Below are 11,014 nucleotides of genomic sequence, written 5' to 3'. Positions count from 1 at the left end.
TCAACAAATCGTTGTCAATTAAAAAGAAATCATGAGCTCAGGCCACGGCATTCGCAAGAAAATCCCGCATAGCAGCAGCGATCACTTCAACGTGGCTCTCCAAAGCGAAGTGCCCCGTATCCAGAAACTGTACCACCGCATTCGGAATGTCGCGCTTGAAGGCTTCTGCGCCCGGCGGAATAAAGAAAGGATCGTTCTTGCCCCAGATGGCCAGCAGCGGCGGCTTCGATTTTCGAAAGTACTCCTGAAAGGCCGGGTAGAGCTTCACGTTGTTCGCATAGTCAAGGAAGAGATCCAGTTGAATGTCCGCCTTGCCCGGACGCTCGATCAAAGCAGCATCGAGCGTGTAGCCCTCAGGCGCGATGGCGGCAGGGTCAGGCGTGCCGTGGGTGTACTGAAAGCGAATTCCTTCGAGGGTTAGCCCTTCGCGCATGGCGTCGCGATTCTCCTGCGTCGGGTTGCGCCAGTACCGCTGGCTGGGAGCCCAGGCATCGCCCAGACCTTCTTCGTAAGCATTGCCGTTCTGCGAGACGATCGCGGTCACGCGCTCAGGATGCGCCATCGCAACCCGCAGGCCGGTAGGCGCACCGTAGTCGAAGATATAGAGCGCATAGCGCTTCAAACCAAGCGCCTCCGTAAAAGCCTGGACCGTCTTTGCCAGCGAATCGAAGCTGTACTTATAGTTGCGCTCCGCAGGAACCTCGGTGAACCCAAAGCCGGGAAGGTCCGGTGCAATCACTCGATAGCGGTCAGCGAGACGAGGAATCAACTCGCGATACTGAAATGACGATGTGGGAAAGCCGTGCAGCAGCAATACCACTGGAGCATCGACTGGGCCCGCCTCGCGATAGAAGACGTTCATACCGTCGGCCTGTATGTGATGAATCTTGGTCAGAGGAACATTTGCTTTCTCGGTCATGGGTTTTCCTTTCATGATCTTTCCAGTTGAAAGTTGCGCATACGATGAGGGAACAGCGCTGGCGAAGGCGGCAGCCTGCACAAGAAAATTGCGACGGTTCATTAAAATCTCTCCGAAAAACGTCAGGGAAACCCGTAACCAGTAAAACTGCATTTTACCGGTTACAAAAGATGAGATGTAACCGGTAAAACAAAGATACAATGGTTACATGAAATTAAAGAGCGCTGACAGACTCCCAAAAGCTGCAAAGCCCCCTAGGCACGAATTTCTCATGCTGGCCGATCATCCAGCGCTGGATTTCATGAATACTGTCGTTCGTATTAATGGAGAACTCATTGATTTACTTCAGACAGACGACGATGTCCTGCGTTGGCTCGCCCACGCAGGCTGGCCTGTGGATAAGTCTGCAGCTAAGTATTACCCTGACATGCTCCTGGAGGTTGGACTAGGCCTCCGCGCAGCAATCCAGGGCGCAATCAAGCATCGCAAGGCGGGAGAACCCGGCCACGGTATCATGAACGGCTTCCTCTATGAGGCCAGAAACCATCTGAAGTTGATACCGGACGGCAAGGAAGGGCTGCGCCTTGAACGGCAATGGGATCTAAAAACGCCCGAAGAGATCCTGGGGCCGCTGATTGTCTCCGCCGCGGAACTGCTGGTCGACGGCGACTTTAGCATGATCAAACACTGCGAGAACCCCGCGTGCGTTCTCTGGTTCTACGACCGCACCCGCGCTCATCGCCGCAGATGGTGCAGCATGGCAACATGCGGCACACGCAATAAAGTCGCCACGTTTCGTCAGCGCGAGCAGGAAAATCCGACCTAACGCCAGATCTGTCCTGAAGACTGCGAACCCAGATCCAAAGTCACATTCTTGTCGAGGAATGGGGAGATGAGCTTCCTTAACAATGGATAAGCTCTTGCCTCCTGTGGATTTTCTGTGCAAAAAAACCTAAAATCAACTCCATTATTGTGTGATTACGTACAACCTTCGGTTGCGCTATACTGAGCTCACTGATCCCCCCTTGGGTTTAACCTGTGCGCTGGATGCATTTCCCTTCCCCCAGCCGCTCGTACGGGTATTTTGTGAAATTTCTGCCAAATGATATTCGCTGACGATCTGCGTCGGTACTCAGAACGACACTTAACCTCTCCCGAAAAGGTTGTAAAGCCCATGCGCATTGTATCTGTAGGTACCGCTTATCCACCCCATCGTTATCCCCAGTCCGAGATTACCGAAGCTCTGAAAGGCCGTATGAAAGACAGGCCCGGAATACCAGCCGCGATGGAACGCCTCCACGCCAACTGCGGCGTCGACTTCCGCAATATCATGTTCCCGCTGGATACCCTGGGGAGTCTTTCCGGCTTCGGCCCTACGAATGATGCCTGGATTGAGGGTGCTCTCGATCTGGGACAGAAGGCCGTTCAGTCAGCGCTCGACCGCGCTGGTCTCACCCCGTCCGATATCTCTGCCATCTTCTTCACCTCGGTGACCGGGATCGCCTGCCCCAGCATCGACGCGCGACTGGTGAATCTGATGGGCTTTCCGGCGACGGTCAAGCGCACGCCGATCTTCGGTCTTGGCTGCGTTGCAGGTGCTGCGGGCATATCTCGTGCCACCGACTATGTGCGCGCCTATCCCAAGCAGTACGCTCTTTTGCTTGCGGTAGAGCTGTGTTCACTTACCTGGCAGGACCAGGACCAGTCGATGGCTAACCTGGTCGCCAGCGGTCTGTTTGGCGATGGCGCAGCCGCTGTTGTTCTTGCGGGCGAAGAGACGGCGCTGGCCCAGAAGCCGACCAGCGTGCAAGACCCGTGCCCACGAGTGGTCAGCACCCGTTCGACCATGTACCCCGACACGGAGCATCTGATGGGATGGAAGATCAACGAGACCGGATTCAACATCGTGTTGTCCGCCGAAGTTCCCGACCTTGTAACCAACGAGCTTCGCGGAACCGTCGAGGGCTTTCTCGATGACAACGACCTGACCATGGGGCAGATCTGCAGCTTCATCTTCCATAGCGGGGGACCCAAGGTTCTGAAGGCTATGGAAGCCAGCCTGGACCTGCCCCGCGGGGCTCTTTCAGCTTCGTGGAACAGCCTTCGCCAACGCGGCAACCTGTCGTCGGCCTCGGTTCTGACGGTAATGGAAGATTTTTTGATGAACCGGCCAGGAAGCCCAGGCTGCTACAGCATGATTGGCGCAATGGGGCCGGCCTTCTGCTCGGAACTGCTCCTGCTTCAGTGGTAGCTCGATACTGCTTTAGCCTGCGAAACAAAAAGACGGGAGCCTCTTGCGGCTCCCGTCTTTTGCAAGGACCTGAACCTGAACAACCTAGACCTTGAACTTGCGGCGTGCCAACCCGACGACTCCGAGCAGACCGGTGCCGAAGAGCGCGAGCGAAGCCGGCTCTGGAACAGGGCTGGAATCGACCGATGCGGAGAAGGAAGTGCTTAAGTTCTGGCCCTTCAGGTACTGGGACGTAAACGTAAATTGCCCAGCAGAATTATCGATAGTTGCAACTCCGTCTCCGGTGAAGTAGCCATCGCCGGTAAATGTGAGGCAGCTGATTGGGCAAGACGAGGTTCCAGCCGTATAGGTCGCGTCATAGTCGGACATGTAGAAGTGGAAGTTTTCTCCGCCGCCGGTCACCGTGAAGAGTTCGACACCGGTCTGACCCGGTGCGTAGATACCGGTAGGGACAGCATTCGCACCGCTGCTGTAGGGAAGGGGCGATTCAGTAGGAAAAGCAGGGAAGTAAGTGATGGATTGGCCGCCAGCGCCCAGGTACGTCATAAATCCACCTGCCGGGGTGCCAGAAGTGACAGTACCATCGACAGTGCCGAGGCCAGATCCCGCAGTGCTGCCGTTGAAGGTTAGGGTACCGCTGGTGGGCGCAGGAGCTGTATAGGACGCGCCACCGGAGGCGGCAAAGCCTCCAGTAATGGTATCGGCATGGGCGACAGCGACGCCGCTGAACGCTAAAGCGGTGAGCAAAGCGAGATGTTTGATCATATGGGTCTCCGGTGAAAGCTAATTTACGTTCGGGCAACTGCCTCGCCCTGAGTAGATGCAGGTATCGTGCCAACCTCAACCGGAAAACCTCTCCCGCTTAGTCGCATAGAAAGAATGACTTGATTTATCTTTTTTGTTTCAGGCAACCCCAACAACGCAATTTTTTGCACAAATAAGAGAATGACTTTACCCGTATCCGCATCTCCACTTCCTTCAACAGAAACAAGGACCACATGAATCAGTGGCAAGGTTCCACCAGGGATCTCGGGCGTACAAGGTGGTGATGACCAGAAGCATCGGAGCCGGTCGCGCATTACAAAGACCTGACACCCGGCGGGGCCGGCAATCATCTAAAGGATATGAGCGAAGTGACAATCGATTCGGGAGTACGGATTGGGCATGTCCATCTGAAGGTGGCCGATCTGGAACGGGCGCTGGGATTCTACTGCGGTGTGCTTGGGTTTGAGTTGACGCTGCGATTTGGCAACTCTGCCGCGTTTATATCTGCGGGCGGATATCACCACCACATCGGCCTGAATACGTGGGAGAGCGCAGGCGGGACTGCTCCTGCTCCGGGAACAACGGGGCTTTATCATCTGGCGATTTTGTATCCGACGCAGGCTGCGCTGGCGGATGCTTTGGAGCGGCTGATGAAGGCGGGCGTGCCTCTCGATGGTGCGGCGGATCATGGAGTGAGCGAGGCGTTGTATCTGCGCGATCCGGACGGGAACGGGGTCGAGCTGTATTGGGATCGTCCGCGCGAAGAGTGGCCCAGGAATGCAGATGGCGAGCTGACGATGTTTACACGGCCACTGGATTTACAGAAGTTGCTGGCGTCTGCTGATGAAGCCGCGCGCTAGAGTTAAAATGCTGAGTTGGATATGTCGGGCTTGAGAAGGATGGCTCTTTCGTCCGGTGAAATGATGCACTCCCGCCCTTCGCAAATGCGAAGGATGGGGCGCTTGATTGTTCTTGGCTCAATCAAGCGAGCACCCGGCAATTGATCTCTGCTCGTTTCAGCGAAAGAAATAAACCGCGTATCCGGTATTACTTATTCGGGACCATCCATGAGGCATGAGTTTTGGGGGCGCATTTGCAATGACCTCCTCCGCACCAGTGCCTTCCAGCATATTTAGAATTGATCGTTCACGGTCCTGACTAGCATTCCAGAATGTTGCTTCCGAATCTCCAGCCTGCGAACTTTGGGGCAATTCGGCCACAATCTCGACTTTGTCAAGCTGCGCCCAATATGCCGTCATACCATCCCCCATTAATGCTACGTGATCGCCTTTTTTCATCCCCATCGAGTGTAGCTGTTCCGCTAGAGCAACCTGTTCGCCGAATTGCTCATCTTTCCGGTGGCTACTGATGAGAACTGGCAGCAACAAGCAGAAAACCATTGTGGCCAGCGCGAGACTCGCAGCCTGGGATAACTTCTCGCCCTGTTCTTCATCTTCAATGCTGGTGGAAGCCATCACTGCTCCCCATAAAATAACAGTGTCCCCGCTAAAATATCTTGGCTCCAAAAACACCATCGCGTACATCAGGAACACCGCAACTGCGGGCACTATGATGGGCCAAAGGCTCAATAGCCTTCGTCGAGACTCCTTTCTTCGATCGCTGAGTAGAAACATTAACAACAGCGCTGCCGTTACAAATCCAGTCCTCAGAAATACGTATTCTGAAAGGTCAAGCATATTTCTTCTGAATGCAAGCATTTCCTTCAACGGATGCATCCGCGTGTCAATTCCAGCATTCCAGTAGGTCGGGTCATACCAGACGGGGTAGGTCCCCGCAACGGGCACTGCGAATTCGTATACTTTTGGCGAGTCCAAAAGCTTCCGTGTTGGATGTTGGAATTGCGTGTGTGTCGTTCCGCCGTCCTGCCACTGGCGTTGTTCAAGAAATCCATTTACGAACCACGCTACATTCATCTTCCCTGAGTCTCCAAAAGTAAAACGATGATTGTTCCATGAAAGTGCCGAAATAAATGAGCCCGAAATTAGCAGAAAACCGAGCACCGCTATCCCGACCCAACACTTGCCGGCACGGCGCTTCCAAGCGACAGCGAACATGACAACAAAAACTAACAGGCCGAAGGGGAGCATCGCTGCCTTGGCCAGATAACCAACTCCCACCAGAACCCCAAACAACACTGCAGAAGCCGCATTCACTTGCGCGGCGACAAATCGCAGCATCATCCCTGATATTACATAGACCAAAGCGTCCACCAACAAGTCTGGTGTCACCAACGATAACGGATGAATGACAAAGTGCACGTAAGTGAATAACAGATATCCAATGCACCATGCATACTTCCGCGAGGCCCCCGTCCCACTGGTCTCGTCTCTCCACTCCAGCAGTTCGCGCCAGAAAAACTCAAAACAAAATAGTGTTGCTACAAAAATTATGAAGTTCAACAGATGCACTTCGGGAAATTCCCAGCGCATCGATGGTCTCGCTATCCGAAACACTAGACCGGTCAGCCATGTGTAAAGTGGCGACCAATAGGAGTTAAGCGCGGCGTGCCAGTTGCCCTTCCAATACTGATCACCTACATCCAGATAGGACATGCCGTCAGGGTTCATGGTGAACCTGCATATCCAACTGGCAACGAGGGCATACAGTGTGATTGCCAGACGGAAGCCCCATTGAGCCCGGACAGTACTGCTTCTATCGTCTATGCTGCTCATTTGAACTTTGCCTCGTGTTCTTCTTAAGAACAACATCGGACAATACGAATTCAATCGTTTGGAGTCAGAAGTCTGATCAAACCTTCTGCTCTGATTGCATCGTTTTTTGTTCTCAGCCGTAATTCGTGTGCCAGGTGGGACAGTTTGAATATATCTCGGAAAGATCTAACTGCAAACAAAACAACGGCAGAGCCAAAGCTCTGCCGTTTGTTTGTTTTTGCGCGAAGCGCGTCTGCTGCATGCGATGCTTACTCGGCGGCCATCTCTTCCTGTTCGCCTTCCATGCGCATTTGTTCGAGTTCGCGCTCTTCGGCGTCGTGGGCTTCCTGTACCTCGGCCTGGACCTGGGCTGCCGCTTCTTCGAGCTCGGGTGAGAGCTGGACGTTGCGGTAGTACTCCATGCCGGTACCGGCGGGGATGAGGCGACCTACGATGACGTTTTCCTTGAGGCCGCGCAGCGTATCGATAGAGCCGTTGATGCTGGCTTCGGTCAGTACGCGAGTGGTCTCCTGGAAGCTGGCGGCCGAGATGAAGCTGTCGGTCGAGAGCGACGCTTTGGTGATGCCGAGCAGAAGCGAGCGGCCGATGGCGGGACGGCCACCTTCCATGAGGACGCGCTGGTTTTCGGCGTTGAAGCGGAAGCGGTCCGTCTGCTGATCGACGAGGAACGTGGTGTCGCCGACCTCTTCGATCTTGACCCAACGAAGCATCTGGCGAACGATGGTTTCGATGTGCTTGTCGGAGATGGCTACGCCCTGCAGGCGATAGACTTCCTGGATTTCGTTGACGAGGTACTGCTGGAGAGCACGCTCGCCGAGGACTTCCAGAATGTCGTGCGGGTTGCGGGGACCGTCGATGAGCGCGTCACCGGCACGGAGGCGTTCGCCTTCCTGCACGTTGACGTAGACACCGCGGGGAACGCTGTACTCCTCTTCCTGACCGTTGTCGGCAGTGACGTAGACCTTGCGCTGGCCCTTGGAGACTTCACCGAAGCGGACGACGCCATCGATCTTGCTGATGATCGCCGGGTCGCGGGGCTTGCGGGCCTCGAAGAGTTCGACGACGCGGGGCAGACCGCCGGTGATGTCCTTGGTGCGCGTGGTTTCGCGCGGGATCTTGGCAAGGATGTCGCCGGGGTAGAGCTCATCGCCGTCGGCCACCATAAGGTGAGCACGCGAAGGCATGAGGTAACGCTTGTTGCCCTGCGCCGACTTGATGATGATCGCGGGCTGGCGCTTCTCGTCGGGAGAGTCGGCGACGACCAGACGGCTGAGGCCGGTGACTTCGTCGACTTCTTCGTTGAGGGTGACGCCTTCCTGGAGGTCCTTGAACTGGACGGTTCCGGCGATCTCCGTGAGTAGCGAGAAGGTGTAGGGATCCCACTCGCCGAGCTTGTCGCCGATGCCGACCTTGGCGCCTTCTTCGACCTTGAGCTTGGCGCCGTAGACGATGGCGTAACGCTCTTTTTCGCGGCCCTTGTCGTCGATGATGGCGACCGAACCGTTGCGGTTCATCGCGACCAGGTCGCCGGACTTGGAACGGACGGTGACCAGATTGATGAAGCGAACCGTACCGGAGTTCTTGGCCTCGAGGTGAGAGGCGTCGGAGACGCGGCTGGCGGTTCCGCCGATGTGGAAGGTACGCATGGTGAGCTGCGTTCCAGGCTCGCCGATGGACTGCGCCGCGATGACGCCGACGGCTTCGCCCATCTCGACCATTTTTCCAGACCCGAGGTTACGGCCGTAGCACAGGATGCAGACGCCGCGCTTGGACTCGCAGGTGAGCACAGAGCGGATCTTGACCTTCTCGATACCGGCAGCCTGGATTGCGCTGGCGAGATCTTCGTCGATCTCCTGATTGACTTCGACGATGGTCTTGCCTTCGAAGTCCTTGAGCTTCTCGAGCGAGACGCGGCCGATGATACGGTCGCGCAGAGGCTCGATGGTCTCACCGGCTTCGATGATCGGCGTGACGTAGATGCCCTCGACCGTGCCGCAGTCATTGTGCGAGATGATGACATCCTGCGCAACGTCGACGAGACGGCGGGTGAGGTAACCCGAGTCGGCGGTCTTGAGCGCGGTATCGGCGAGGCCCTTACGTGCTCCGTGGGTCGAGATGAAGTACTGGAGAACGGTGAGGCCTTCGCGGAAGTTCGCCGTGATGGGGGTTTCGATGATTTCGCCTGAGGGCTTGGCCATCAAACCGCGCATACCGGAGAGTTGACGGATCTGCTGTTTGGAACCACGGGCGCCGGAGTCGGCCATGATGTAGATCGGATTCATGGCGCCGTCCTTGTCGGCCTGCTTCATGTTGTTGAACATGTCGTCGGCGACGCGCTCGGTGACGGTGGACCACATCTGGATGACCTTGTTGTTACGCTCACCGTTGGTGATGGCACCATCTAGATACTGCTGCTGAACGTTGATGACCTGCTTCTCCGCCTCGTGGACGACGGTGTACTTCGAGGCAGGAATAACCATGTCGTCGAGGCCGACGGAGAGGCCGGACTGGGTGGCGTACTTGAAGCCGAGGTCCTTGATCTTGTCGAGCGTCTTGACGGTGACTTCGAGGCCGAGGTTCAGGTAGCAGTAATTGATGAGCTGCCCCATTCCCTTCTTCTTGAGCAGGCCGTTGACGTAAGGCATCGCGTCGGGCAGCGCATCGTTGAGGATGGCGCGGCCGACGGTGGTCGAGATGAACTGGCGGTTGAACTCGACCGGCTCGGTGTGAGTGAGGTCCTGATCGTCGTACGCTGTGGTCATGTCGAGGACAGGGCCGGTGTAGCGCAGACGGATCGGGGTAAGGGTCTCGACCTGCTTGGCTTCGAGGGCCATGAAGACCTCTTCGATGTTGGCGAAGACGCGGCCTTCACCCTTGGCGTTGATCTTCGCCTTGGTGAGGTAGTAGATGCCGAGCACGAGGTCCTGCGTGGGCACCGTGATGGGCTGGCCGCTGGCGGGCGAGAGGATGTTGTGCGAAGCGAGCATCAGCACGCTGGCTTCGATCTGAGCCTCGGGCGAGAGCGGAATGTGGACGGCCATCTGGTCGCCATCGAAGTCCGCGTTGAAGGCGGTGCAGACGAGCGGATGGATCTTGATCGCCTTGCCTTCGACGAGCACCGGCTCAAACGCCTGGATACCGAGGCGGTGGAGAGTCGGGGCGCGGTTCAGCAGGACAGGGTGATCCTTGATGACCTCTTCGAGGATGTCCCAGACGATGGGGTCCTGCAGTTCGACCATCTCTTTGGCCTGCTTGATGGTGGTGCAGTGGCCGGTCTGTTCGAGGCGATGATAGATGAAGGGCTTGAAGAGCTCGAGCGCCATCTTCTTGGGAAGACCGCACTGGTGTAGCTTCAGCTCGGGGCCGACGACGATGACCGAACGTCCGGAGTAGTCGACGCGCTTGCCGAGAAGGTTCTGACGGAAGCGGCCCTGCTTGCCCTTGAGGGTGTCGGAGAGCGACTTCAGCGGACGGTTGTTCGCGCCACGCAGGACGCGGCCACGGCGGCCGTTGTCGAACAGAGCATCGACGGCCTCCTGCAACATGCGCTTCTCGTTGCGGACGATGACCTCGGGTGCGTGCAGGTCCATCAGCTTCTTGAGGCGGTTGTTGCGGTTGATGACGCGGCGATAGAGGTCGTTGAGGTCGGACGTGGCGAAGCGTCCGCCGTCGAGCGGCACCAGCGGGCGAAGCTCTGGCGGGATGACCGGGATCACGTCGAGGATCATCCACTGCGGCAGGTTGTCGGACTTGCGGAAAGCCTCGACGATCTTGAGGCGCTTGGAGTACTTGAGCTTCTTCTGCAGCGAGGTCTCGGTCTTCATGCGTTCGCGCAGCTCGATGGCAAGCTCGGTGATTTCGACGCGCTTGAGGAGTTCCTTGATCGCCTCGGCGCCCATCATCGCCTTGAAGCCGGAGGGGCGGTACTGCTGGTCGAGCTCACGGAACTTGGTCTCGTCCTTGATGACCTCGCGCTCCTTGACGGGCGCGTCGCCTGGATCGACGACGACGTAGGACTCGAAGTAAAGGACGGCTTCGAGCTCACGCAGCGAGATGTCGAGCAGGTGGCCGATACGCGACGGCAGGCCCTTGAAGAACCAGACGTGCGAGCAGGGACTGGCGAGCTCGATGTGGCCGAGGCGTTCGCGACGGACCTTCGAGAGCGTAACTTCGACGCCGCACTTATCGCAGATGACACCGCGGTGCTTCATGCGCTTGTACTTGCCGCAGAGGCACTCCCAGTCGGTGATAGGTCCAAAGATGCGGGCGCAGAAGAGGCCGTCGCGCTCCGGCTTGAAGGTGCGGTAGTTGATGGTCTCGGGCTTGGTGACCTCGCCGTGCGACCACGACATGATCGTTTCCGGCGATGCCAGCGAAAGCTTCAGA

General features: G+C 56.9%; 8 protein-coding genes. 3 read left to right on the top strand and 5 right to left on the bottom strand.

The genetic code is table 11. The features are described 5' to 3' along the window. Positions 1 to 37: 37 nt before the first annotated feature. The gene (locus tag VMU57_RS01020) at positions 38 to 1,021 is read right to left on the bottom strand and encodes an alpha/beta hydrolase (RefSeq protein WP_325379884.1); all 984 of its coding nucleotides are present in this window, start codon (positions 1,019 to 1,021) and stop codon (positions 38 to 40) included. A 169-nt stretch (positions 1,022 to 1,190) separates the two neighbouring features. Between VMU57_RS01020 and VMU57_RS01015 the strand changes: the two genes are divergently transcribed. Beyond that, positions 1,191 to 1,745: a CGNR zinc finger domain-containing protein gene (locus tag VMU57_RS01015; RefSeq protein ID WP_325379882.1), complete on the top strand. Its 555-nt coding sequence runs from the start codon at positions 1,191 to 1,193 to the stop codon at positions 1,743 to 1,745. Between the two features lie 348 nt (positions 1,746 to 2,093). Continuing rightward, entirely contained in the window at positions 2,094 to 3,170 is a 1,077-nt protein-coding gene (locus tag VMU57_RS01010; RefSeq protein WP_325379880.1) for a type III polyketide synthase, read from the top strand. 84 nt (positions 3,171 to 3,254) lie between these two features. Here VMU57_RS01010 and VMU57_RS01005 read toward each other — a convergent pair whose 3' ends face one another. Both VMU57_RS01005 and VMU57_RS01000 read right to left on the bottom strand, forming a co-directional pair. Then, the gene (locus VMU57_RS01005) at positions 3,255 to 3,935 is read right to left on the bottom strand and encodes a PEP-CTERM sorting domain-containing protein (RefSeq protein ID WP_325379878.1); all 681 of its coding nucleotides are present in this window, start codon (positions 3,933 to 3,935) and stop codon (positions 3,255 to 3,257) included. A 23-nt stretch (positions 3,936 to 3,958) separates the two neighbouring features. Next, complete coding sequence (locus VMU57_RS01000; protein ID WP_325379876.1) at positions 3,959 to 4,183, bottom strand: hypothetical protein; 225 nt, start codon at positions 4,181 to 4,183, stop codon at positions 3,959 to 3,961. Between the two features lie 111 nt (positions 4,184 to 4,294). Between VMU57_RS01000 and VMU57_RS00995 the strand changes: the two genes are divergently transcribed. Further along, complete coding sequence (locus VMU57_RS00995) at positions 4,295 to 4,795, top strand: VOC family protein (protein ID WP_325379874.1); 501 nt, start codon at positions 4,295 to 4,297, stop codon at positions 4,793 to 4,795. A gap of 156 nt (positions 4,796 to 4,951) precedes the next feature. Here the strand turns inward: VMU57_RS00995 and VMU57_RS00990 are convergent, their stop codons facing one another. Both VMU57_RS00990 and rpoC read right to left on the bottom strand, forming a co-directional pair. Beyond that, the gene (locus tag VMU57_RS00990; RefSeq protein ID WP_325379872.1) at positions 4,952 to 6,523 is read right to left on the bottom strand and encodes a hypothetical protein; all 1,572 of its coding nucleotides are present in this window, start codon (positions 6,521 to 6,523) and stop codon (positions 4,952 to 4,954) included. Positions 6,524 to 6,876: 353 nt separating this feature from the next. Further along, positions 6,877 to 11,013 carry a DNA-directed RNA polymerase subunit beta' gene (gene rpoC / locus VMU57_RS00985; RefSeq protein WP_325379870.1) on the bottom strand — a complete coding sequence of 1,379 codons (4,137 nt, stop codon included), beginning with the start codon at positions 11,011 to 11,013 and terminating at the stop codon, positions 6,877 to 6,879. Position 11,014 lies beyond the last annotated feature (1 nt).

The organism is Edaphobacter sp. (assembly GCF_035532915.1).
In the GTDB taxonomy this organism is placed as follows: Bacteria; Acidobacteriota; Terriglobia; order Terriglobales; family Acidobacteriaceae; genus Edaphobacter.
This window is presented reverse-complemented; position numbering and strand designations above follow the sequence as displayed.